The following is a 23,341-nucleotide window of genomic DNA, read 5'->3' on the forward strand; positions in this document are numbered from 1 at the left end:
GTGACGTTTCTCCTCCTCACGTGACGTCAGGTGTTCCTGTCCGGCTTTCGGATCCCGCAGCGCCTCTGCGGCCTCGGCCAACCCCTGGGCCGAGGCCGCCCAGTACCTTCTCCACCGGCGTTCGGGACGTTCGGCCGATCGGCTTGCTCTCGGCCCCGCCCGGCGGTGTGACGGGACAGACGGGCGGAGCCTCTTTAGGTTCGAGGGTGCCCACAGCCCCCCTCGAAAGGTGGATCCATGCGTTCCGTCCGCTCCGCTCTCGCCGTCGTCGCCGCCGGTGTCATCGTCCTCGGCTGCGCCTCCGCCGCCGCTGCCGATGTGACCGTCAACGCCCCGTCCGAGAAGTCGTACACCATCGTCTTCGGCGACTGGCTGCAGTTCGCCGCCGACGACGTGTTCAACGCGGGCCTCAACAACACGGTGGGATCCAACAACTGAGCACTGGCTCAGGGGTCCCCGCTCGTCCGGCGCTCCGCCGGACGGCCGGGGACCCGGCGCGTCAGCCGGTGGCCACGCCGACGAGCTGCTCCGCGATGGTGTCCGCGGAAGGGAACCCCATGCCCAGGGTCCCGACGTGCTTCCAGTGCAGGGTGCCGTCCGGTGCGATGACGAAGACGGCCCGGCGCAGACCGATCACCGGAGCCGCGATGCCGAAGGCACGGGCCACCTCGCGGTCGGTGTCGGCCAGCAGGGGCATCCGCAGGCCGCGGGCCCGGGCGAAGGCCTCGTGGCTGTCGACGCCCTGCGGGCTGATGCCCCACACCTGGGCACCGCACGCGGAGAGCGCCTCCAGCCCGTCGGAGTAGGAGCACAACTGCGTCGTGCAGACGGGGGTGTTGTCGCCGGGGTAGAAGGCGAGAACGACCGGGTTCCCGCGCTGCTCGCCGAGCGCGTACTGCCCGCGGACGAACACGTCCTCGCTGAGCCGGCCGCCGGGGAGCGAGAAATCGCCCACCACATCGCCCACGTCCGGGATTCGGGTCACGATGGCCGCACCTCTCTGTTGTCGAGGGGCGTACGGTACCCGACCGCGGCTCAGCGGCGGTGCATCGTGTGCAGGGCTTCGAGGAGCACCTTGGGATCGTGGCCGCCCTTGTAGACGGGCGGCGGCTGCCGGTCCAGGTGCAGCAGCCGGGCCACGGCGGTCCACGCGGTGCGCACCGAGTACTCGACGGTGAACACGACGTCGTCGGGGACCTCGGCGTACTGGCCGATGAAGGCCAGGTTGGTGGAGCCCTCCGGGACGACCTCGGGCCGGTCGCCGGCCTTGCGCACCAGGAACTGGCTGGTGATGTAGGGCATCAGGGCCGGAACGACGACCGAGGACTCCAGGATCTGCTCGCTCTGCTCCAGGCGCAGGTGTCCGAGCACCTCGGTGAGGATCTCGCGGCCCGTGCACTCCGCCATCGTCTTGCCCACGTGGTCGCCGGCCTTGTCCGGGAACAGGGCGTACCCCCACCAGACGTAGGTGCCCTCGGGCTGCTCGTGGAAGTGCGGCTGGTGGTTGAGGACGATGGTCAGCAGCCAGCCGGAGTCCTTGAAGGTGATCAGACCGCCCTTGCCGGCCTCGCTGCCGGAGAACTCCTCCATGGCCTTGAAGAAGGTGGGGTCCTGGGTGGTGACGGTGAAGGAGCCCCAGGTGGAGTCCGCGACGGAGGAGTCGAACACCGAAGGGTCGCCCAGGTGGGGGCGCTTGGCCGCCAGGGTCTGCCACAGGCGCCACGAAGCGTCCGGAGCGGAGGTGTCCAGGACGGCGGGGGTGTCGGTGGAACCCAGGGTCGAGTTCGCGGTCATCGAGCCGTTGGTGACGAACACCAGGTCCTCGGCGGCGACGGGAATCCGCTCGGCCGAGCCCTCCCGCGTACAGGCCAGGGCGGTGACGGTGGTGGCCTCTCCGTCGGCCAGCTCCACGTCGGTCACGGTGGTGTTCATCGTGAACACGACGCCCTTGCTCCGCAGCCAGCTCTGGAGCGGGCGCACGATCGAGTCGTACTGGTTGAAGCGGGTGCGGTAGATGCCCGACATGGTGTCGAAGGTCTTGAAGAGGTGCACGAACCGGTTGAGGTAGCGCCGGAACTCGATCGCCGAGTGCCAGGGCTCGAAGGCGAAGGTCGTGCACCACATGTACCAGAAGTTGGTGGTGAAGAACGCGGGGGTGAAGCAGTCGGAGATGCGCTTGCCGTCGAGCCGGGACTCGGGGGAGGCCACGCACGCCACCAGGTCCAGCCGGTCGCGCTCGGAGAACCCCATGGAACGGGTGTCGACCCGCAGGCCGGCGGAGTCGACCAGGCGGGCCTTGTCGTTCCAGGCGAAGTCCTCGTGGAAGGCGAAGGTGTCCTCGGTGACCGAGGTGCCCGGCGCGTCCAGTGAGGGGATGGAGCGCAGCAGGTCGTAGGTGCACTCGAAGTGCAGCTCGAACATCCGGCCGCCGCGCATGGTGTAGCCGTTCTCGGGATCTCCCGCGGCGTCCAGGCTCCCGCCGGTGCGGCCCTGGGCCTCCAGGATCGTGATGTCCGAGCCCGCGAACCCGCCCTCCCTGATCAGCAGCGCCGCTGCCGACAGGGAAGCGATGCCGGCACCCACCAGATAGGCCTTGGCCACGATGTGTCTCCTCGCCCTGGCCGCACGGGCCCCGGTCGGCCGTACGGTCACCCACCCAGGCCACCACCCCCCACGGCGGGTCGCGACCGGGGTGCGCCATTGGGCGGGTGCCGTGTCGAAGGGTGTCGTGCCGGCGGGCGCTTCCCGCGGACGGTCGCGGCGCGGGCCATCCGCATCGTGAGATGCGGTGTCACATGTCGGCGGCGGCGTGCCAGACTCTTCCGCATGCGCCAGCAGAAGATTAGCGCCGGCGTGCCGGCCCGGAGCTGAACTGAGACCACCCCAGCAGCCCACCGCCCGCACGCAGACCTCTCGCATCCGCGAGGGGTCTTCTTGTTTTCCGGGACCACGCACCTCCGCCCCAGGACAGGAGCCCACCTCTCATGACCCGCAGCGATGTTCTCCCCGCCGTCGACGACGCCGTGCGCACCGGCGACACCGCCTGCCACGCGCTGACCATCACCGTCCGGGACGGCGGCCACGCCCTCACCCGCATCTCCGCGCTCCTGAACAACCTCTCCGTCAGGACGCTGTCCTTCAGGGCCGCCGAGGGCGGCGGGCTCGCCGTGTGCGAGATCGTGGTGCCCGCAGCGGACTCGCCGCGCGCCCAGGCCAAGCTCCGGCGGTGCGTCGAAGTGGTGGAGCTGAGCGCCCACCCGGCGGCGGAGACCCGGGTCATCTGAACGAACCGCACGGATTACTTGACTGACCGTTCCAGTATCCGTAGGGTAAGGGATGTGGCCAGGACCAAGGAATTCGATCCCGACGCCGCGCTGCAGTCGGCTCTGGAGCTGTTCTGGCGGCGCGGCTACGAGGCGACGTCGATGGCGGACCTCGTGGAGGAGCTCGGCATCGGGCGGGCCAGCATGTACGCCACCTTCGGGAACAAGCGCGAGCTCTACCTGAAGGCGCTGGACCGCTACGGCGAGTACCGCGACCCCAGCCTGCTGCGCGAACTGTCCCAGCCGGGGCCCGCGCTGCCGGCCGTGCGCACGGTGGTACGTCGCTTCGCCGCCGAGTCGAGCACCGGTGACCTGCGGCGGAACGGCTGCTTCGTGACCAACACGGCCACGGAGCTCGGTGCGCACGACCCGGATGCTGCCCGCAGGGTGGAAGCGAGCTGGAGCCACATCGAGACCCTGCTGCAGTCGGCGCTGACCCGGGCCCAGGCCCAGGGCGAGCTGCCGGCGGACCGCGATCCGCGCACGCTCGCCAGCATGCTGCTGGTGCTCATGCAGGGCATGCGCGTCGTGGGCAAGGCCTCGCAGGACCCGGCCCGGGTGCTGGCCGCCGCGGAGCAGGCCCTGGCACTGCTCGACTGACCGGACGCACGACTGTTTGGCACCTCCCTTCGGGGAGGTTCTTTTAAGGCTTCATTCTGGAATGTACGATCCAGTTCACATCATGAGGGGGAGTAATGGCCGTCACGCAGACCGCACGCACCACGCAGACGCTCACCGCGTCCGGATCCAGGGCGGCCCGCCCGGCGCCCGGCCCGGCCTTCGCGCTGCTCGGCACCGTGCAGATGACACTGATCTTCGCGCTCACCTCGCTCATCGTGCCGCTGCCCGCCATCGGCCGCGAATTCACCCTGGGGCGCGATGACTTGCTGCTCCTCAGCGCCGCCTACGGACTGAGCTTCGCCGGCCTGCTGCTCTTCGGAGGCCGCCTCACCGACCGGTTCGGCGGGCGCCGGGTGCTCACCGCCGGACTGCTCCTCTTCGCCGTGGCCTCCCTCGCCGCACCCTTCGCCCAGGGGGCCGGGACCCTGCTCGCCGCCCGCTTCGCCCAGGGAGTGGGCGCCGCGCTCACCGCACCGGCCGCCATGGCCGTCCTGCGGGCGGTCTTCCCCGAACCCGCCGCGTTCGGGCGGGCGATGGCCACCTGGGGCGGGCTGTCGGTGCTCGGTGCGACCGCCGGGAACCTGCTCTCCGGGGTCATCTCGGCCCTGAGCAGCTGGCGGTTGTCCTTCGCCGTCCCGGTAGCCGTGGCCGCCGCCGCACTGCTCCTCGCTCCCCGGCTGCTGCCCGCCACCCCGGAGGGTGAGGGCCGGTCCCTGGACCTGCCGGGCGCCCTGCTGGCCACCGCCGGGATCAGCCTCGCCAGCTACGGATTCGTCCTCACCGACGTCCGGTCCTGGGGCTCGACGAACGTCCTGGTCGTCCTGGTCGCCGCGGCCGCGCTCCTGCTGGCCTTCCCGTTCGTCGAGCGCCGGGTCCGTGACCCCCTGCTCCCGCTCGGATTCCTCCGTGACCGGCGCCGGGGCCTCGCCCTCGCGGCCATCGGCCTCACCGCCGCCGGCACCGCGCTGACCTTCGTCCTCCTCTCGCTCCACCTCCAGCAGGAACTCGGCTGGTCCGCGCTGCGGACCTCGGCCGCGTTCCTCCCCTTCGCGGTGGCGCTCCTGGTGGCGGGCCGGGTGGCCGGTCCCCTCGTGGGCCGGTACGGGGCGCCCCGCGTCACCACCGCAGGCCTCGTGGTTGCCGCGGCCGGACTGGCGCTCCTCGCACTCACCGGCCTGGCCGCGCAGATCCCGTACGCCTACGGCATCCTTCCCGGCCTGCTCCTGCTGCCCGTCGGAGCGGCGGCCGCCTTCGCCGGGGCCGCGGTCCTCGCCACCGACGGGGTGGCGCCCCACCAGGCGGGACTCGCCGGCGGGGTCATGAACACCGCGATGGAGCTCGGCCCGACGGTCGTCTTCGCCGCCGTGCTCTCCCTGGGCTCCGACACGGTCTCCCTCGCCGCCACCGCGGTCGCCTTCGCCGCAGCAGCCTTCCTCAACACCCGCATCAAGTAACCGACAACACCCGCACCAAGCAACCGACAGACAACCGAGTAGGGGAATCACCACCATGTCCGCACGTTTCACCGGCAAGAGCGTCCTCGTCACGGGTGCCGGCTCGGGCATCGGCCGGGCCATCGCCCTCGCCTTCGCCGCCGAGGGGGCCGCAGTGGCCGTGGCCGGCCGCACCGGGGCTCCGCTCGACGCGACGGTCGAGCTGATCGAGAAGGAGGGCGGCCGGGCCGTCGCGGTGACCGCGGACGTGACCCGCGCCGAGGACGTACGGGCCATGGTGCGCCGTACCGTGGAACACTTCGGCAGCCTCGACGTCGCGGTCAACAACGCGGGCGTCCTGCGGGGCGTCGGTCCCGTCGCGGACCTCCCGGAGGAGGACTGGCGCACCATGCTGGAGATCAACGTCACCGGCGTCCTGCTCAGCCTCCAGGCCGAGGTCGCCGCCATGCGCGACCAGCCCGCCGGCGGGGCGATCGTCAACATCTCCTCGAACCTCGGCGCACACACCCGCATCCCCGGGGTCGCCGGCTACCTCACCACCAAGGCGGCCGTCTCCGCCCTGACCCGGGCCGCCGCCCTGGACCACATCGCCGAAGGGGTCCGCATCAACGCGGTCAGCCCCGGAGCCACCGCCACCACGATGTCGCTCCGGCCGGGGGAGAACGAAGCGGACCGTGCCGCCCGGATGCAGGACGAATCACCGCTGGGCCGGGTGTCCTCCACCGCCGAGGTCGCGGCGGCCGTGCTCTACCTGGCATCGCCGGACGCCGCCTCCGTGATCGGCACCGACCTGGTGATCGACGGCGGCGCCGCCGCCTGACGGCCGCGAGAACCGGTCCCGCCGTAGGGCGAACCGGCCCGGAAACGGCTTCGGCCCCCTTGACGCCTGGGCGTCAAGGGGGCCGAACCTTTGGTAGCGGGGACAGGATTTGAACCTGCGACCTCTGGGTTATGAGCCCAGCGAGCTACCGAGCTGCTCCACCCCGCGTCGTTGTGAACATCACTGTACGGGATCCCGGGCGGGCCTCCGACCACCGCCGAAAATCCGGGCGGGCCGGGCGGAGAAACCCGTACGGGCGGGCAAGAATTTTCCGCGCAGCCGGAAGGAGCGGATTTTATTTTCCCGCCGATCCGACCCCGGCGTGCTACTGTGGTTTTAGTTGCAGTTGTGGTTCCCAAAAATTTTGAGCAGCTCCGCCCACTCCCTCGCAGGAGCAGGGCGAGTGCTCTTGTATTTCCGGCGTTTTCCGGGCTGGGCAATCATCGGCGACTTGAGGTTCGCACAGTGCGGATCTCTGGGCTGTGCCCCGAAGGAGTAAAAAAACATGGCAAATGGCACCGTGAAGTGGTTCAACGCGGAAAAGGGCTTTGGCTTCATCGAGCAGGAGGGTGGCGGTCCTGACGTGTTCGCCCACTACTCGAACATCGCCTCGCAGGGCTTCCGTGAGCTTCAGGAAGGCCAGAAGGTCAGCTTTGACATCGCGCAGGGCCAGAAGGGCCCGACCGCCGAGAACATCGTCACCGCCTGACGTTCACGCGTAACCGCGTAGCTGGGGCCCGCACCTTGGGTGCGGGCCCCAGCTCGTTGCGTTTTTTGGATCTGCGGGCCGTCTGGGCCCGCGTGCGCGGCGCGGCGGGGAAACCCCCCAGCGCCCCACCGTTCGGCCGATGGATGCACTCCTCGGCTCCCCACCCGCATGCGGCACATATCTCGCCGACACATAGGGTGATAATCCTTTCATGGCCGGTTGATCGAGCGAAGTTCGATTCGACTCCGTCCATATCTTTTTATGCTCCGGCTCATTCTTGTGAATCCTCGTGCGGCCAGATTTTCGCTGCCGAGAACTCCTCGATGTGCGCCGAATCGAGGAAGGTTCTGCATGAACCGCACGACCCGCATGAATGACCGGTCTTCGTCCTCCCGTACGGGTGGATCCAACAGCTCCTACGGCTCCTACGGCGGCTCCTCCGGCTCCGGCAGCCGCTCCGGCAGTCGCTTCGGCTCCTCCGCCCCCAGCCGCTCCGGTGCTCCCAAGCGCTCGGGTGGCGGCGGCTACGGGCGCCGTCCCGCCGCACCGCAGGGCGAGTTCGCCCTGCCGGTCACCGTGGTCCCCGCGCTGCCCGCCGTCGAGGCGTTCGCCGATCTGGCGATGCCCTCGCAGCTGCTCGCCACGCTCACCCGCGAGGGCATGACCACCCCGTTCCCGATCCAGGCGGCCACGCTGCCCAACGGCCTCGCGGGCCGGGACGTCCTGGGGCGCGGCCGTACCGGCTCCGGCAAGACCCTGGCCTTCGGGCTCGCCCTGCTGGCCCGCACCGCCGGCCAGCAGGCCGAGCCGGGCCAGCCGCTCGCACTGGTCCTCGTACCCACCCGTGAACTCGCCCAGCAGGTCACGGCGGCCCTCACGCCCTACGCCCGTGCGCTGAAGCTGCGGATCGCCACCGTCGTCGGCGGTATGCCGATCCACCGGCAGGCCGGCGCGCTGCGCGGCGGTGCCGAAGTGGTCGTCGCCACTCCGGGCCGTCTGAAGGACCTCATCCAGCGGGGCGACTGCCGGCTGAACCAGGTCGGGATCACCGTCCTGGACGAGGCCGACCAGATGGCGGACATGGGCTTCATGCCCCAGGTCACCGCGCTGCTCGACCAGGTGCGCCCCGAGGGCCAGCGGATGCTCTTCTCCGCCACCCTCGACCGCAACGTCGACCTGCTGGTCCGCCGCTACCTGACCGACCCCGTGGTGCACTCCGTCGACCCCTCGCAGGGCGCCGTCACCACGATGGAACACCACGTCCTGCACGTGCAGAACTTCGACAAGCAGGCCGCCACGACCGAGATCGCCGCCCGCGAGGGCCGCGTGATCATGTTCCTGGACACCAAGCACGGCGTGGACAGGCTCACCGAGCACCTGCTGAGCAGCGGGGTGCGCGCCGCGGCGCTGCACGGCGGAAAGTCGCAGCCCCAGCGCACCCGTACGCTCACGCAGTTCAAGTCCGGGCACGTCAGCGTGCTCGTGGCGACGAACGTCGCGGCCCGCGGCATCCACGTCGACAACCTCGACCTCGTCGTCAACGTGGACCCGCCGACCGACCCCAAGGACTACCTGCACCGCGGCGGCCGTACGGCCCGCGCCGGTGAGTCCGGCAGCGTCGTCACCCTGGTCCTGCCCAACCAGCGCCGCGACATGGTCCGTCTGATGCAGGCGGCGGGCATCACCCCGCAGACCGCGCAGGTCCGCTCCGGCGAGGCAGAGCTGAGCCGGATCACCGGCGCCCAGGCGCCGTCCGGCGTCCCGGTCGTCATCACCGCCCCCGTCACCGAGCGGCCCAGGGGCGGCGCCGGCGGCGCCTCCCGCGGCCGTCGCAGCCGGCCGGCACAGGACCGGCGCAGCAGGACCTCCGCCACCGCCCGGGGGCCGCAGCGCCAGTCCCCGGCCACCTCGGCGGCCTAGGCGACCTCGCCCGGATCCTGCCGGACCGGGCACGGACGGTTCTCTTCTACCTGTGAGGCAGCATGCGCTTCGTCATCGCCCGCTTTCCGTTCGAACTGACCAAGGCCGGGGTCCTCGAATCGATGAAGGGCGTCAAGCCCGAACCGATCACCGGTGACTCCGTGGTCATAGGCCGTCGTTCCTACCCCGTGAAGCAGGTGGGCGCCGTGGTCACCCGCCAGGACCGCCGCGACTTCACCGCCGCCGAGGTGATCAGGGCCCTGACGGCGCTGGGCTTCACCTGCCGCCCGCTCGAAGTCCCGGCGCCCGCTGCGGCCCTGACGCCGCTCCAGCAGGCGTCGGCCATGCTCGGCGCCCCCTCGGGCGTGTAGCGGGGCCGCAGGAACAGTGCGTACGGAGCCCAGGGCCCCGGCCGGCCACAGCCGACCGGGGCCCTGGGCCTTTCCCTGCCACGCCGCCTCAGCCCGGGGCAGGCCCGGCTCACGCCCGGCTCACGCCCGGGTCCAGCGCGGGCCCGCCGCGGCGGGGGCCGGCGGGGGTTCGGCTCCGTCCAGGCGCAGGCTGCGCAGCGTGGCGTCCGTTTCGCGCTGGAAGTGCGCGTAGGTGATCAGCCGCTCCCACAGCGGGTCGGGACGGCCCGGAACGGTGGCTCCGCGGGCTTCCCACTCGCGGGCGAGCTGCTCGAAGACGACCGCCCCGCCCGAGGGGGCGGGACTGCCCGACTGCTGCCGGGGAATGCCCCGTGCCAACGCGGCGGGGACGCGGTCGGGTGCCCGGTGCCGGGCCGGGGACGGGGAGACGGCGCGTGGAGCGGCGTGTGGAGTGCCCATGCCCGCCCCAACGATTCTGCGGGCTCCCGGGCACGCCTCCGGGACCGGCGGGATGGAGCGCGGGGCGGGGGCGGGGAGCCCGTCAGCCCAGCCGGGTGGGCGAAGAGGCGGCCGGGGCCAGGACGCGGGGGGTCCCGGTGCCGTCCGCCGGGACGGTCCAGAGGTCCGTGGTGTCCACGGAGCCCTCGGCGGGCAGGGCGTAGGCCAGGGTCCGGTCGTCGAGCCAGAGCGCCTGATCGTCCACGCTGCGCTTCTCCGCAAGCGGCTGCTCCCGCAACGTCCGCAGATCCAGCACGTGTTCGCGCCACAGGGACGCTCCGCGCTGCACCCGCTTCTTGTACGCGACCCGGGTCTCGTCGGGGGACAGGGACGGGCATTCGACGTTCGAGGCGAGGGTGGTGACGCTGCGCCGCGCGATGGAACCCTTCACCAGGTACGTCTGGTTGTCCGTGTTGAGGGTGGCGTAGAAGGTGTCGTCGTCCTTGGAGAAGGTGACGCCCCAGAAGTTGATGTCGCTCGCGCTGTAGGGGCGGCCGTCCCGCTCGATGGCGAACTTCTCCAGGTCCGGTTCGAGCGCCCCCGTACGGGTGTCCACGATCGAGGTCCGGGTGGAGAAGAACGCAGAGCCGTAGGACTCCCCGGAGACGAAGACCGTCCAGGCGGCGAACCGGCCGCTCGGGGAGACCCGGGCTCGCGAGGGGGTGCCCGCGAGCGGGAACTCGCGCTGCGTGCGCAGTTCGGAGCCGACGATCAGCGCCCGGTTGTCCTGGGCGAGGGCGCCCGGGGAGGAACTCAGGCACACGCCGGTGCCGGCCGCGGCGTGGAACCGCAGGCAGGTGAGGCCCGAGGCGGTCCGTGCGTCCTGCGGTGAGCGGTCCGGTACGGAGACGAGGGCTCCGCGGTGCGGGCCCTGTGCGCCGTTGAGGAAGGCCAGGCCGCCGCGCCGGTCGAGCGTGACCTTGCCCGGGGCGGCCGTCGGGTCGCCCGCGCGGGTCTGCTCGGAGCGGGAGGCGGCGCGCACCACCAGTACGCCGGCCACGCCTCCGAGGAGCAGCACGGCCAGGGCGAGTACGAGCAGCCGGCGTGAGCGGGTCATCGGGTTCCTCGGGGGCGTCGGGGGTGCGGGGCCCGGGCGGTGGCGCCGTCCGGGGCCGTGGGGCGGAGTACGAAGCCGGCGACGGCCGCGCAGCAGCACAGGCCGGCCGCGGCGGCGGCGAGCGCCGGGCCGGAGCCCAGGACCGTCCACGCGGCGCCGAAGGCCAGCGAGCAGCCGAAGCGGGACAGGGCCTGGCCGGTGCCCACGAGCGCGATGCCGGTGGCCCGCAGCTTCGCGGGGACGGTCGCGGCGACGGCCGCGGGCAGCACCCCGTCGGTGGCGGCGTAGAACATGCCGTGCAGGGCGAGGACCAGGTAGGGGAGCGCGGGCAGGCCGGGGGCCCACAGGAGCAGTCCGTAACCGGCCAGCAGGAGGGCGTGCCCGGTGAGGAACACGGTGCGGCGTCCGATGCGGTCGGCGAGGGCGCCCGCCGGGACGGCCAGCAGCAGGAACACGGCCGCGGTGCCCAGGGGGAGCAGTGGGAACCACCGCTCGCCGATGCCGGTGCGGTCCTGGAGCAGCAGGTACAGGAAGGCGTCGCTGACGGTGGTGAACCCGAGCAGGGCGGCGCAGCCCGCCAGCGCGCGCAGCCGGGGCAGCCGCAGCAGGCCCAGCGCGTCGCGCAGGTTCACCGCGTCCGGCTTCGGGGAGGCGGCCCCGGGGGCGGAGGGCTTCCGCGGAGCCGGGACCGGGGGAGCGGCTGCTTTCGGGCGTCCGGGCCGCGGCTGCGCCCCGGACGGGACGAACAGCATGAGCACCACGACGCCCAGGGCGGCCACGCAGGTGCTGACACCGAAGACGGCGTCGTACCCGTCGACCGTGAGGCTCAGGATGAAGAACGCGGCGAGCGGCCCGAGCAGGGCCCCCGTGGTGTCCATGGCGCGGTGCACGCCGAAGGCCCGGCCCTGCAACTCGGGTGGTGTGGACAGGGAGATGAGCGCGTCGCGCGGGGCGGTGCGCAGCCCCTTGCCGGTCCGTTCCAGGGCCAGGATCAGCGCCACCGGGCCGAGGCTGTGGGCGAGCAGCAGCAGTGGTTTGCACGCCGCGGACAGGCCGTAGCCGATGCCGGCGATCAGCTTGTGGTTGCGGATCCGGTCGGCGAGGTGGCCGCCGGTCAGCTGCACCAGCGCGCTGACCCCGTTGTACAGGCCGTCGAGGGCGCCGAAGCCGAGCGGGCTCAGGCCCAGTCCGGCGACGAGGTAGAGCGGCAGGACCGCGGTGACCATCTCGGAGGAGACGTCGGTGATCAGGCTGACCGAGCCCAGTGCGAGGACGGCCGAGGCGACCGCGGGTCCGCGGACGGGGGATCCGTCGGCGGTGGTCTTCGCGTCCTCGGGCGCGGAGCGGTCCGCGAGGTACATGTCTTTCGAACTCCCGGTCGGGCGGCTGAGCGGTGAGCCAGTCGTACGTGCGAATGGCACCCTAATGGTTGTACGGGCCAACTGGGCGGGGTGCGGCGCTATTCGGTCGATCGGCGCTGCCGGCCGCTCAGCCCTGCCGGCTGCTCTCGTCGCGCAGCCAGGTGGAGAAGTCCCCGCTCCGGATGGCCTTGCGGGAACCGCGGCGGGCCGCGAGGGCTGCGACGACGAACACCAACACCCCGGGGAGCAGCCGCGGCTGGGCCCGGAGCAGTGCCCGCAGGTCTCCCGTACCGGTGCGTGCGGACGGCTGGGGCCCCGCCGGCCCGGAGGCCCGCGCGGCCTGGAACCGCTCCAGCTCGGCGGATGAAGTCGCCGCCCGGACCCGGCGTTTGATCAGATCCCCCCAGGTGCGCGGCGGCAGGACCACGACCCGGGCCGTCTCCACCACCCGCCGCTCTCCCGGGGCGAAGGCCAGCGAGGCGGCCAGGTCGTCGGCCATCAGGGGCGGCAGGGCGGCGAGCCGGGCGTGCCCCGGCTCGGTCACCGCGATGACCCCGCGCCCGAACAGCCCCTCGCGGACCGCGGGCAGCAACTGCCAGACCCGGTAGTACGCCCGGACGGGCCAGGCGCAGCCGGTGAGCGGAATGTCCCGGCCGGGGGCCGCGGCGAGCAGGGCCGGGTCGGTGGCGAGGACGTCGGCCAGGGCCCGTACGTCGGCTGCGCCGACCACCACGTCCGCATCCACGTAGAACCGGGGGAAGCCGTGCGCGTGCTCGTCGCCCAACCGAAGTGCCTGATGTTTGGAGGGGATCGGCGTCTCGACCACCCGTACGCGGGGGCCCCGCGCGGCGGCCACCTCCGCGGTGTCGTCCGTACAGCCGTTGCACACCACGACGATGTCGGGCCCGGTGGCCGGGGGCCCGTCCAGGAGCGCGTCGAGGAGCCGGCCGATGACCCGGCCCTCGTTGTGGGCCGGGATCACGATGCTGGTCACCCCGGAAGTATGCATGGTCGAACGCCCGTACCGACCGTTTCCTCCAACTCTCCCCGGGGGTACTCCCCGTGGTCTAGATTGAACGCAGCCGACCGGATTCGGCGTGCTTCGGCAACGCCGAGGTCCATGCTGCAATCCTGTCGGCGCAGGGTAGTTGGGGCAGGTTTACGGGTTCGGCGGCTTGGGGGAACAGGCCGCCTGTCCGTGGCCGGCCGGCACGGGGGTGCCGGACGGCCGGGGGGCGGAAGTACGTGCAACACGTACGGCATCGGTCGTGGGGGCCATCACCGTCGGCGGGTCACGCGCGGGTCGCACAGGCGCCCGGCATGCCCTCGACGGCACCCCCTTCCTCCGCACGCGTCCCGGCCTTGGGTCGTCGACACGCCCGCGGGCGTGCGTGGAAGGAAAGGGAACGCTGTGAAGGACACCGCGAAGAACGCCGGGCGGGACGCCGCGGGCGCAGGTGCGGGTGCCGGACGGACCGAGCCGTTAGGGGTCGCCGTCGTCGGAGCGGGCTACTGGGGCCCCAATCTCGTCCGCAACTTCCAGTCCAGCCCGGAGTTCAGGCTCCGCTGGCTCTGTGATCTGAACGTCGACCGGGCCCGGCAGGTGCTCGGCGGCTACTCCACGGTCCAGGCGACCGCGGACTACGCGGCGGTCCTGGCCGACCCCGAGGTCGAGGCCGTCGCCGTGGCCACACCGGCCGGCACCCACCTCGACGTCGCCCTGGCCGCCCTGCGCGCCGGCAAGCACGTCCTCGTGGAGAAGCCGCTCGCCGCCACCTACGAGGACGGGCTGCGGCTGGTGAAGGAGGCCGAGGAACGCGGCCTCACCCTGATGTGCGACCACACCTACTGCTACACCCCGGCGGTGGCCCGCATCCGGGACATGGTCCGCTCCGGCGAACTCGGCGACATCCAGTTCGTGGACTCGGTCAGGATCAACCTCGGGCTGGTCCAGAAGGACATCGACGTCCTGTGGGACCTGGCCCCGCACGACCTCTCGGTGCTCGACTTCATCCTCCCGGAGAACGTCCACCCGGTCGCCGTCGCCGCGCACGGGGCCGACCCGATAGGCGCCGGCCAGTCCTGCGTGGCCTATCTGACGCTCCAGCTCAACACCGGCGCCATCGCGCACGTCCACGTCAACTGGCTGTCCCCGGTGAAGGTCCGCACCACCATGGTCGGCGGCTCCAAGCGCACCCTGGTGTGGGACGACCTCAACCCCACGCAGCGGGTGGCGGTCTTCGACCGGGGCGTCGACCTGACGGCCCCGCAGGAGATCGGCGCGGACGAGCGCCGCGACATGCTCGTCTCCTACCGGACCGGCGACATGGTGGCCCCCGCACTCGGCGAGAAGGAGGCCCTGCGCAGCATGGTCGAGGAGTTCGCCGCGTCGATCAGGACGGGGCGGCCTCCGCTCACCGACGGCCGGGCGGGACTCCAGGTACTCGACATCCTCGAAGCGGCCTCCCGCAGCCTGGAGTTCAAGGGCGCCGTCGTCGGACTGCGCACCGGACGTTGAGCGTTGACGACGCAGCCCGGAGTGCAGCCGCGTACGGCGCTCCGGGCCCGGCAGGAAAGAACCATGACCGACTCAGTAGGGGCAGGGCGTTGAGCAGCGTACGAGGCAAGAGGATTCTGGTCACCGGCGGAGCGGGCACGATCGGCTCGCACCTGGTGGACCTGCTGGTGGACAACGGGGCGCGCGAGATCGTCGTGCTCGACAACTTCGTACGGGGACGCACAGCCAACCTGGCCCGCGCCCTGCCGAGCGGGGTCGTGGACCTGGTCGAGGGCGACATCCGGGACATAGCCGCCGTGCGCAAGGCGACCGAGGGCGCCGACCTGGTCTTCCACCTGGCGGCGATCCGGATCACCCAGTGCGCCGAGGAACCGCGGCTGGCCAACGAGGTGATGGTCGACGGGACCTTCAACGTGCTGGAGGCCGCCGCGGCCGCCGGCGTGGGCAAGGTCATCGCCTCGTCCTCGGCCTCGGTCTACGGGATGGCCGAATCCTTCCCGACCACCGAGCGCCACCACGCGTACAACAACGACACCTTCTACGGGGCCGCGAAGGCCTTCAACGAAGGCGTGCTGCGCAGCTTCCACGCCATGTACGGGCTGGACTACGTCGCGCTGCGCTACTTCAACGTGTACGGCCCCCGGATGGACATCCACGGGCTCTACACCGAGGTGCTGATCCGCTGGATGGAGCGGATCGCCGCGGGCGAACCGCCCCTGATCCTCGGCGACGGAACCCAGACCATGGACTTCGTCGACGTCCGGGACATCGCCAGGGCCAACCTGCTGGCCGCCGAATCGGACCTGACCGACGAGGTGTTCAACGTCGCGAGCGGCTCCGAGACCAGTCTGCTGGAGCTGGCGAACGGCCTCCTGGAGGCCATGGGCGCCGAGGGCCTGACGCCGGAGCACGGACCGGCCCGCGCCGTGAACGGGGTCACCCGCCGGCTCGCGGACACCTCGCAGGCCGCCGAGCGCCTCGGCTTCACGGCCGAGATCGACCTGCGCAGCGGGCTGCGGGACCTGGTCGACTGGTGGCGGGCCGAGCGCGCGGAGGCCGCGCAGGCCGAGGGCGCTGCGTCTGCGGAGGCCGGCCGATGAACAGCCAGGACACCGGCGCCGCCGCCCCCGCCCGCATCCCCGTCATGGTCCCGTGGCTCGGTGAGGACGAGGCGCGGGCCGCCGCCGACGCGGTCCTGTCGGGCTGGGTGGCCCAGGGACCCAGGGTCGCGGAGTTCGAACGGGCCTTCGCCGAGCGGGTGGGTGCGGAGCACGGCATCGCGGTGAGCTCGTGCACCACCGCCCTGCACCTCTCGCTCATCGCCTTGGACCTCGGTCCGGGCGACGAGGTCGTCGTCCCCTCGCTGTCCTTCATCGCCACCGCCAACGCGGTCCGCTACGTCGGCGCGCAGCCGGTGTTCGCGGACGTCGAGGAAGCCACCGGGAACCTGACCCCGGCCACCGTGGACGCCGTCCGCACCCCGCGCACCAAGGCCGTGATCGCGGTCCACCAGGGCGGGGTCCCGGCCGATGTGCACGCCCTGCGCGCCGCCTGCGCCGACCGGGGCCTCGCCCTGGTGGAGGACGCCGCCTGCGGCATCGGCGCCACCGTCGGCGGGAAGCCGGTCGGGCAGGGGGCCCTCCTGGCCGCCTGGTCCTTCCACCCCCGCAAGGTGATCACCACCGGCGAGGGCGGCATGGTGACCACGGACGACGCCGCCTGGGCGGAGCGGCTGCGCCGGCTGCGCGAGCACGGCATGAACGTGTCCGCGGCGCAGCGGCACGCGAGCAGCAAGCCGATCGCCGAGAGCTACCTCGAGGTCGGCTACAACTACCGGATGACCGACATCCAGGCCGCGGTCGGCCTGGTGCAACTGGGCAAGCTGGACGAGATCGTGGCCCGCAGGCGGTTCCTCGCCGCCCGGTACGAGCAGCTCCTCGCCGGGGTCCCGGGCCTGACCCCGATCCGGGACCCCGCCCACGGCGAGGGGAACTTCCAGTCCTACTGGGTGCTCCTGGCCGAGGACTTCCCCGTCGGCCGCGACGAGCTGCTCGCGGCACTGGCCGAGGCCGGAATCTCGGCCCGCCGCGGGATCATGGCCTCCCACCTGGAGCCCGCGTACGCCGGTCACGGTGCGGTGGAGCTGCCCGTGACCGAACGGATCACCCGCGACTCCCTGATCCTGCCGCTGTTCCACACCATGACCGAGGAGCAGCAGGACCGGGTGGTGGCGGCGCTGCGCGAACAGGCGGGCGGCGGATGAGCGGGCCGCACGGTCCCGTCACCGAGGCCGCGGCGACGGAGAGCCTCCTGATCGTCGGCGCGGGCGGGTTCGCCCGGGAGACGGCCCAGGCCGTCAGGGACGCGGCCGCCGCCGACCTGGCGGCCGGCCGGGCCCCGCGCTGGCGGCTCGACGGGCACCTGGACGACGACCCCGCCCTGCACGGCCGGGACGTCGACGGCGTCCCCGTCCTGGGCGGCAGCGCCCTGGTGCACGAACGCCCGGACGCCCGCGTGGTGGTCTGCGTCGGCAGCCCCCGCGACTACGGGGTACGGGCCCGCCTGGTGCGGCGGCTCGCGCTGCCCGAGAGCCGGTACGCCGTCGTGGTCCACCCCACCGCGGCGCTCTCCGGCTCCTCGGTCCTCGGGCCGGGCACGGTCCTGCTCGCGCACTGCGTGCTGACGGCCGCGGTACGGGTCGGGGCCCACGTGGCGGTCATGCCGCACGTGGTCCTCACCCACGACGACGAGGTCGGGGACTTCGCGACCCTGGCCTCCGGGGTCCGCCTCGGCGGCGGGGTACGGCTGGGGCGCGGCGCCTATGTGGGCGCCGGCGCACTGGTCAGGGAGTACACGAAGGTCGGCGCCTGGTCGCTGACCGGGATGGGAAGCACGGTCCTGGCCGACGTGCCGGCCGGCGAGGTGTGGGCCGGAAGCCCCGCCCGCCGGTTGCGCGAGGCGGGGGGCCCGGCGCTCGAAGAGCTCCGGGCCGATGAGTCGGAGACCGGCCGGAGGCCGGAGACACGGATGGGGAGCACAGCCGCATGAACCAGATACCGCTCGTCGACCTGAAGGCCGCGCACGCCGAGGTCGCGGACGCCTTACGTGCGGGATTCGACCGCGTGCTGGCCGACACCGCCTTCATCGGCGGCGAGGAGGTACGGGCCTTCGAGCGCGAGTACGCGGACTTCGCCGGGGTCGGACACTGCGTCGGCGTGGCCAACGGCACCGACGCCCTGGAACTGGCCCTGCGGGCGAGCGGAGTGGGCGTCGGCGACGAGGTCGTGCTCCCGGCGAACACGTTCATCGCCACCGCCGGCGCGGTCGCCCGGATCGGCGCCCGGCCGGTCCTGGCCGACTGCCTCCCCGACACCCTGCTGCTCGACCCGCAGGCCGCGCTGGACGCGGTCACCAAGGCCACCCGCGCGGTGGTCCCGGTCCACCTGTACGGGCAGTGTGCCGACACCTCCGCGCTCGCCGCGGGCCTGCCCTCGTACGCCAAGCTCGTCGAGGACGCCGCGCAGAGCCAGGGGGCCTCCCGGGAGGGCCGTACCCCCGGCAGCGGGGGGATCGCCGCGACCAGCTTCTACCCGGGCAAGAACCTCGGCGCCTACGGGGACGCCGGCGCGGTGGTGACCGACGACGAGGAGGCCGCCGACCTGGTCCGGGCGCTGGCCAACCACGGCGGCGTCGCCAAGTACCGGCACGACGTGGCCGGTTTCAACAGCAGGCTCGACGGTCTGCAGGCCGTCGTGCTGCGGGCCAAGCTGGCCCGGCTCGCCGAGGGGAACGAGGCCCGCCGGGCCGCCGCCGCCCGCTACGACGGGCTGCTGGGAGACCTGGCGGCCACGGGACGCCTCACCCTGCCGGTCACGGCCCCGGGCAACGTCCACGTATGGCACCTGTACGTCATCCGGGTCAGCGGCGCGGACCGCGACGCGGTCGTCGGCAAGCTCAACGCGGAGGGCATCGGCGCCGGCGTGCACTATCCGGCCCCGGTCCACCTCACCCCGGCCTTCGCCCACCTCGGCCACGGCCGCGGGGCCTTCCCGCACGCAGAGCTGGCCGCCGACCGGATGCTCTCCCTGCCGCTCTTCCCCCAGATCACCGCCGCCCAACAGCAGCGGGTCGTGGACGCGCTCTCAGCAGCGCTGCGCTGACGCCAGGCGTCGCATCACCCCAGGCACTCCCAAATGAGGTTCGGATGAACAGACGGACAAGGCTGCTGCGGTACGGGCTCTTCACCGTGGTGGCAGCCCTGATGGCGGCGGCGCTGCCGCCATCGGTGGCGGTCGCGGCGGACCCGTGCGGCCCCGGCTCCAACGCGATCGTGTGTGAGAACTCGAAGGCGGGCACACCGATGTCCGACTGGTTCGCACCCAGCGCCTACGGCGACATCAAGGGCTTCCCGGCCAAGGAGAGCGTGCAGGCGGGCGAGACCCTGCAGTTCAAGGTCCAGTCGCCGACGGCCTACAAGGTGTCGGTCTACCGGCTCGGCCACTACGGGGGTGACGGGGCCCGCCTGATGTCCACCGCGGCCCAGGCCGCCCAGACGTACCCGGCCAACTTCCCCCAGGGCGGCAACCCGGCGGCCTGCACCAAGAAGGCCTCCACCGGCCTCGTCGACTGCGGCAACTGGCCGGTCACCTCGACCTGGACGGTGCCCTCCGACGCCGTCTCCGGCCTCTACATAGCCAACTTCGACCAGGCGGACGGCAACGGGGTCATGCCCTACCCGTTCGTGGTCCGCAACGACGCCAGTCACTCCGACATCGTCGTGCAGACCAGCGACCAGACCTGGCAGGCGTACAACAACTACGGCGGCCAGGACCTCTACGACGGCGGCGGCCCCGCCCCCGACGGCCGCGCCTACGAGGTCAGTTACAACCGTCCGATGGACATCGGCGGCGAGAACGGGATCTACGGATCCGAGTACCAGATGGTCGCCTGGCTGGAGCGCAACGGGTACGACGTCAGCTACATGTCCGGCATCGACATGTCGACCAGGGGCGCGGCCCAGCTGCAGAACCACAAGGTCTTCATGTCCTCGGGCCACGACGAGTACTGGACCCAGGAGCAGTTCACCAACGCCCTGAACGCCCGCCGCGCGGGCCAGCACCAGACCTACTTCGCAGGCAACGAGATCTTCTGGAAGACCCGCCTGGCCCCCAGCATCGACGGGGCCAACACGGCCAACCGGACCCTGGTCTGCTACAAGGAGACCAAGCTCTCCTTCCCGCAGCCCAACGGCATCCCGGACCCGAGCGGGGTCTGGACGGGCACCTTCATGGACCCGGCCAGCGCCACGAACGGCCGTCCCTACCAGCCGCAGAACCAGCTCACCGGCTCGCTGTTCACCGTGAACGGCTACCGCAGCGACGCGATCACCGTCCCCGGCGCGTACGCCAAGATGCGGCTGTGGCGCAACACCACCGTCGCGAACCTGACCCCCTCCCAGACCGCCACCTTCCCCGTCGGCACGCTCGGCTACGAGTGGGACAGCGACGTGGAGGACGCGGCGCGCCCGGCCGGGCAGATCGCGATGTCGTCCACCACGGTGGACATCAACGACGGCAAGTACCGCCTCGACTACGGGAACACGTACGGCAACGGGACCGCGACGCACAGCCTGGTCGCCTTCCGGGACCAGACCTCGGGCGCCCTGGTCTTCGGCTCCGGCACCGTGCAGTGGTCCTGGGGCCTGACCAACATGCCGACCGGCAATCCGGACGACGCGGTGGTCACCGAGGACAAGCGGATGCAGCAGGCGACGGTGAACGTCTTCGCCGACATGGGGGTCCAGCCCAAGTCCCTGCAGAGCAACCTGGTCGTGGCCACCGCCTCCGCCGACCACACCGGCCCGGTCATCACCGTGACCAGCCCCGCTGCGAACGCCACCGTGCCCGCCCTGCGGCCCGTGACCATCACGGGCACCGCCTCCGACAGCGGCGGCGGAGTCGTGGCCCGCGTGGAGGTCTCCACCGACGGCGGAACCACCTGGAAGGCCACCACCGGCGTCGCGTCCTGGAGCTACAAGTGGACCCCGACCACCCCGGGTTCCGCGCAGATCAAGGTCCGCGCGGTGGACGACAGCGTCAACATCGGCGCCACCACCACCGTGCCGCTGACCGTGGGACCGCAGCAGTGCCCCTGCACCGTCTGGCCCGCCGCGGCCGTGCCGGGCACCGTCAACGCCGGTGACGGCAGCGCCGTGGAACTCGGCGTGAAGATCCGCTCCTCCGTGCCCGGTTCGATCACGGGCGTCCGCTTCTACAAGTCCCCGGCCAACACCGGCACCCACACGGGCAGCCTCTGGAGCAGCACCGGCCAGCGCCTGGCCACGGGCACCTTCACCAACGAGACGGCGTCGGGCTGGCAGCAGCTCAACTTCTCCTCGCCGATCCCGGTCAAGGCCAACACCACCTACGTCGCCTCCTACTTCGCCCCCAACGGCGGGTATTCCTTCGACACCACCTTCGCCTCGTCCGACGCCGGGCTGGCCCCCCTCACCGCACTGAAGAGCGGCACCGACGGCGGCAACGGCGTCTACCGCTACAGCGGCACGGGCGGGTTCCCGTCCACCGCCGCCTCCGGCAGCAACTACTGGGTGGACGCGGTCCTGGACACCGCCACCGCGAGCACGACGCCCCCGACCGTCACCTCGACCACCCCGCAGTCCGCGGCGACCGGCACCGCGATCACCGCCACGGTGAAGGCCACCTTCAACTCGGCCGTGGACGCCGACACCCTGGTGTTCACCGTCAAGGACCCCGGCGGCGCCACCGTCCCCGGCAGCAAGGTGCTCGACGTCTCCAACAGCGCAACCTTCACCCCGTCCACCGAACTGGCGCTGAACACCACCTACACGGCCTCGGTCCAGGTCGCCGACCTCTGGGGCAACGCCATGGCCGCCCCGGTCACCTGGACCTTCACCACCAGCACGAGCCCGCCGGCGGTGAACTGCCCCTGCACCCTGTGGGGCCCGAACGCCACCCCGACCACCGCCAACGTCAACGACGACACCAACTCCGTGGAACTGGGCACCCGTTTCCAGTCCACGGTGGGCGGCTACGTCACCGGCGTCACCTTCTACAAGGGCCCCGGGAACACCGGCACGCACACCGGCAGCCTCTGGTCCGCCGATGGCACCCTCCTGGCCACCGGAACCTTCGGCAGCGAAACCCTGTCCGGCTGGCAACAGCTGCACTTCGCGACCCCGGTGGCCATCACCGCGAACACCTCGTACGTGGCCTCGTACCACGCCCCGAACGGCAAGTACTCCGTGGACGGCGGCTACTTCGGCGCCGCGCACCGCTCCTACCCGCTCGTGGCCCCGGCCGACGGCGGCGGCGCGGGTACCGGCAACGGCCTCTACAAGTACGGGGCGGCCACGGTCTTCCCGAACAACACCTTCGGATCGGTGAACTACTGGGTCGGCCCGGTCTTCACCACCACGGCCCCCGCCCCGCTCACGGAGGGATCCACGGAGGTGTCCGGCCAGTGAGCACCGTCAGCGTGGTGATCCCCTGCTACAAGTACGGCCACTTCCTGGCCGACTGCGTCAAGAGCGTCCTGGACGAACAGGAAGGCGTCGACGTACGGGTACTGATCATCGACGACGCCTCCCCCGACGACTCCGCGGAGGTCGCACGCGCCCTCGCGGCGGCCGACCCGCGGATCGAGGTCCGGGTCCACGAGAAGAACCAGGGCCACATCGCCACCTACAACGAGGGCCTGCTCGAGTGGGCGGACGGGGACTACGTCGCCCTGCTCTCCGCCGACGACCGGCTGGTCCCCGGCGCCCTGGTGCGCGCCGCGGCCCTGCTCGACGCCCATCCGGAAGCCGGCTTCGCCTACGGCAGGCCGCTGCGGTTCCAGCACGGCGGGCCGCTGCCGGCGGCCCGCACCCGGTCCACCGGTTCGGTGGTCTATCCCGGGCGGTGGTGGCTGGAGCGGCGCTTCCGGGAGGGCACCGGGTGCATCACCTCACCCGAGGTGGTCGTGCGCACCAGCCTCCAGCGCAAGGTCGGGGGCTACGACCCGGAGCTTCCGCACGCCGGTGACATCGAGATGTGGATGCGGCTCGCGGCCCACGCCGACGTGGGCTACGTCCGCGGCGCCGACCAGGCCTTCTACCGGGTCCACGGCAACAACATGTCCACCACGGACTTCGGTGGGCAGCTCGACGACCTGCGCCAGCGCCTCGTCGCCTTCGACTCGGTGCTGGAGAAGTGCGGCGACCTGCTCCCGGAGGCGGGCCGGCTGTCGACCGCGGCCCGCACCCGGCTCGCCCGGTACGCCCTGCGGCGCGCCTACCGGGCCTACGACCGCGGACGCACCGCGGTGGTCCCGGTCGAGGAGCTGGAGGCCTTCGCCGCCGAGTGCCTGCCCCGGTACACCGCGCTCGCGGAGTACGGGGCGCTGCGCCGGCGCCGGCGGATCGGGGCCCGTGTGATGCCGTACCTCCAGCCGCTCGTGCTCTCGGCCGTCGCCGACCGGGGACGCGAATGGCTCTGGTGGCAGTCCTGGAAGCGCCGAGGAATCTGATGACACCGCACCACCGCCCCGAACCGGGGGCGTTGGGGGGCGGGGGGGAACGTCTCCTTAATCGATCCCCCCGCACCCCCCCCAAAAATCCCACCCCCCCCCCCCCCCTTTTCTTCTCCCAACTACGCGTGTGCGGCCGCAC

Annotated in this window: 21 protein-coding genes and 1 tRNA gene; 15 read left to right on the plus strand and 7 right to left on the minus strand. The window is 72.0% G+C overall.

The genetic code is table 11. The annotated features are described in order from the left end of the window. Window positions 1-237 precede the first annotated feature (237 nt). Window positions 238-438: a hypothetical protein gene (locus ACFRU2_RS02875; RefSeq protein ID WP_382966867.1), complete on the plus strand. Its 201-nt coding sequence runs from the start codon at window positions 238-240 to the stop codon at window positions 436-438. Window positions 439-499: 61 nt separating this feature from the next. Here ACFRU2_RS02875 and ACFRU2_RS02880 read toward each other — a convergent pair whose 3' ends face one another. Next, complete coding sequence (locus ACFRU2_RS02880; RefSeq protein ID WP_382966869.1) at window positions 500-985, minus strand: peroxiredoxin family protein; 486 nt, start codon at window positions 983-985, stop codon at window positions 500-502. 50 nt (window positions 986-1,035) lie between these two features. Then, on the minus strand, window positions 1,036-2,601 hold the full coding sequence (locus ACFRU2_RS02885) for an oleate hydratase (protein WP_382966871.1): 1,566 nt from the start codon (window positions 2,599-2,601) through the stop codon (window positions 1,036-1,038). 383 nt (window positions 2,602-2,984) lie between these two features. On the opposite strand from ACFRU2_RS02885, the gene ACFRU2_RS02890 reads away from it, so the two are divergent. The 4 genes from ACFRU2_RS02890 (at window position 2,985) to ACFRU2_RS02905 (ending at window position 6,218) form a co-directional block, all read left to right on the plus strand. Further along, a complete protein-coding gene (locus tag ACFRU2_RS02890) occupies window positions 2,985-3,284 on the plus strand; it encodes a hypothetical protein (RefSeq protein ID WP_382966873.1) in 300 nt (99 codons plus the stop codon). Between the two features lie 54 nt (window positions 3,285-3,338). Next, on the plus strand, window positions 3,339-3,923 hold the full coding sequence (locus ACFRU2_RS02895) for a TetR/AcrR family transcriptional regulator (protein WP_382966875.1): 585 nt from the start codon (window positions 3,339-3,341) through the stop codon (window positions 3,921-3,923). Between the two features lie 95 nt (window positions 3,924-4,018). Continuing rightward, complete coding sequence (locus ACFRU2_RS02900; protein WP_382966877.1) at window positions 4,019-5,398, plus strand: MFS transporter; 1,380 nt, start codon at window positions 4,019-4,021, stop codon at window positions 5,396-5,398. 55 nt (window positions 5,399-5,453) lie between these two features. After that, window positions 5,454-6,218, plus strand: a complete 765-nt coding sequence (locus ACFRU2_RS02905; protein ID WP_382966879.1) for an SDR family NAD(P)-dependent oxidoreductase — start codon at window positions 5,454-5,456, stop codon at window positions 6,216-6,218. A 91-nt stretch (window positions 6,219-6,309) separates the two neighbouring features. Here ACFRU2_RS02905 and ACFRU2_RS02910 read toward each other — a convergent pair. Next, window positions 6,310-6,386: transfer RNA gene (locus ACFRU2_RS02910), tRNA-Met, on the minus strand. A 337-nt stretch (window positions 6,387-6,723) separates the two neighbouring features. On the opposite strand from ACFRU2_RS02910, the gene ACFRU2_RS02915 reads away from it, so the two are divergent. The 3 genes from ACFRU2_RS02915 to ACFRU2_RS02925 all read left to right on the plus strand — a co-directional run bounded on the left by ACFRU2_RS02915 (window position 6,724) and on the right by ACFRU2_RS02925 (window position 9,218). Further along, complete coding sequence (locus ACFRU2_RS02915; RefSeq protein ID WP_053678014.1) at window positions 6,724-6,927, plus strand: cold-shock protein; 204 nt, start codon at window positions 6,724-6,726, stop codon at window positions 6,925-6,927. A gap of 351 nt (window positions 6,928-7,278) precedes the next feature. Then, a complete protein-coding gene (locus ACFRU2_RS02920; protein ID WP_382966881.1) occupies window positions 7,279-8,847 on the plus strand; it encodes a DEAD/DEAH box helicase in 1,569 nt (522 codons plus the stop codon). Between the two features lie 62 nt (window positions 8,848-8,909). Next, the gene (locus tag ACFRU2_RS02925; protein WP_382966883.1) at window positions 8,910-9,218 is read left to right on the plus strand and encodes an SCO5918 family protein; all 309 of its coding nucleotides are present in this window, start codon (window positions 8,910-8,912) and stop codon (window positions 9,216-9,218) included. A gap of 120 nt (window positions 9,219-9,338) precedes the next feature. On the opposite strand, the gene ACFRU2_RS02930 is transcribed toward ACFRU2_RS02925, so the two are convergent. The 4 genes from ACFRU2_RS02930 to ACFRU2_RS02945 all read right to left on the minus strand — a co-directional run bounded on the left by ACFRU2_RS02930 (window position 9,339) and on the right by ACFRU2_RS02945 (window position 13,128). Next, the gene (locus ACFRU2_RS02930) at window positions 9,339-9,677 is read right to left on the minus strand and encodes a hypothetical protein (RefSeq protein ID WP_382966885.1); all 339 of its coding nucleotides are present in this window, start codon (window positions 9,675-9,677) and stop codon (window positions 9,339-9,341) included. 82 nt (window positions 9,678-9,759) lie between these two features. Next, window positions 9,760-10,773, minus strand: coding sequence for a TolB-like translocation protein (locus ACFRU2_RS02935; RefSeq protein WP_382966887.1), 1,014 nt, complete (start codon window positions 10,771-10,773; stop codon window positions 9,760-9,762). After that, entirely contained in the window at window positions 10,770-12,134 is a 1,365-nt protein-coding gene (locus ACFRU2_RS02940; protein WP_382966889.1) for an MFS transporter, read from the minus strand. The genes ACFRU2_RS02935 and ACFRU2_RS02940 overlap by 4 nt, the downstream gene beginning before the upstream one ends. Before the next feature lie 127 nt (window positions 12,135-12,261). Continuing rightward, complete coding sequence (locus ACFRU2_RS02945; RefSeq protein WP_382966891.1) at window positions 12,262-13,128, minus strand: glycosyltransferase; 867 nt, start codon at window positions 13,126-13,128, stop codon at window positions 12,262-12,264. Between the two features lie 417 nt (window positions 13,129-13,545). On the opposite strand from ACFRU2_RS02945, the gene ACFRU2_RS02950 reads away from it, so the two are divergent. The 7 genes from ACFRU2_RS02950 to ACFRU2_RS02980 all read left to right on the plus strand — a co-directional run bounded on the left by ACFRU2_RS02950 (window position 13,546) and on the right by ACFRU2_RS02980 (window position 23,199). Continuing rightward, window positions 13,546-14,652 carry a Gfo/Idh/MocA family protein gene (locus ACFRU2_RS02950; protein ID WP_382966893.1) on the plus strand — a complete coding sequence of 369 codons (1,107 nt, stop codon included), beginning with the start codon at window positions 13,546-13,548 and terminating at the stop codon, window positions 14,650-14,652. An 89-nt stretch (window positions 14,653-14,741) separates the two neighbouring features. After that, window positions 14,742-15,752: an NAD-dependent epimerase/dehydratase family protein gene (locus ACFRU2_RS02955; protein ID WP_382966895.1), complete on the plus strand. Its 1,011-nt coding sequence runs from the start codon at window positions 14,742-14,744 to the stop codon at window positions 15,750-15,752. Next, on the plus strand, window positions 15,749-16,915 hold the full coding sequence (locus ACFRU2_RS02960; RefSeq protein ID WP_382966897.1) for a DegT/DnrJ/EryC1/StrS family aminotransferase: 1,167 nt from the start codon (window positions 15,749-15,751) through the stop codon (window positions 16,913-16,915). Before ACFRU2_RS02955 ends, ACFRU2_RS02960 begins: the two co-directional genes overlap by 4 nt. Beyond that, entirely contained in the window at window positions 16,912-17,700 is a 789-nt protein-coding gene (locus ACFRU2_RS02965; RefSeq protein ID WP_382966899.1) for a NeuD/PglB/VioB family sugar acetyltransferase, read from the plus strand. Before ACFRU2_RS02960 ends, ACFRU2_RS02965 begins: the two co-directional genes overlap by 4 nt. Beyond that, window positions 17,697-18,812 (plus strand): DegT/DnrJ/EryC1/StrS family aminotransferase, encoded by a 1,116-nt coding sequence (locus ACFRU2_RS02970; protein WP_382966901.1) that lies wholly within the window; start codon window positions 17,697-17,699, stop codon window positions 18,810-18,812. Before ACFRU2_RS02965 ends, ACFRU2_RS02970 begins: the two co-directional genes overlap by 4 nt. 44 nt (window positions 18,813-18,856) lie before the next feature. Then, entirely contained in the window at window positions 18,857-22,156 is a 3,300-nt protein-coding gene (locus ACFRU2_RS02975; protein WP_382966903.1) for a DUF4082 domain-containing protein, read from the plus strand. Then, entirely contained in the window at window positions 22,153-23,199 is a 1,047-nt protein-coding gene (locus tag ACFRU2_RS02980) for a glycosyltransferase family 2 protein (protein ID WP_382966905.1), read from the plus strand. Before ACFRU2_RS02975 ends, ACFRU2_RS02980 begins: the two co-directional genes overlap by 4 nt. Window positions 23,200-23,341: the final 142 nt, after the last annotated feature.

The sequence above is a fragment of the Streptomyces sp. NPDC056883 genome, assembly GCF_042788835.1.
Classification (GTDB): Bacteria; Actinomycetota; Actinomycetes; order Streptomycetales; family Streptomycetaceae; genus Streptomyces; species Streptomyces stoeckheimensis.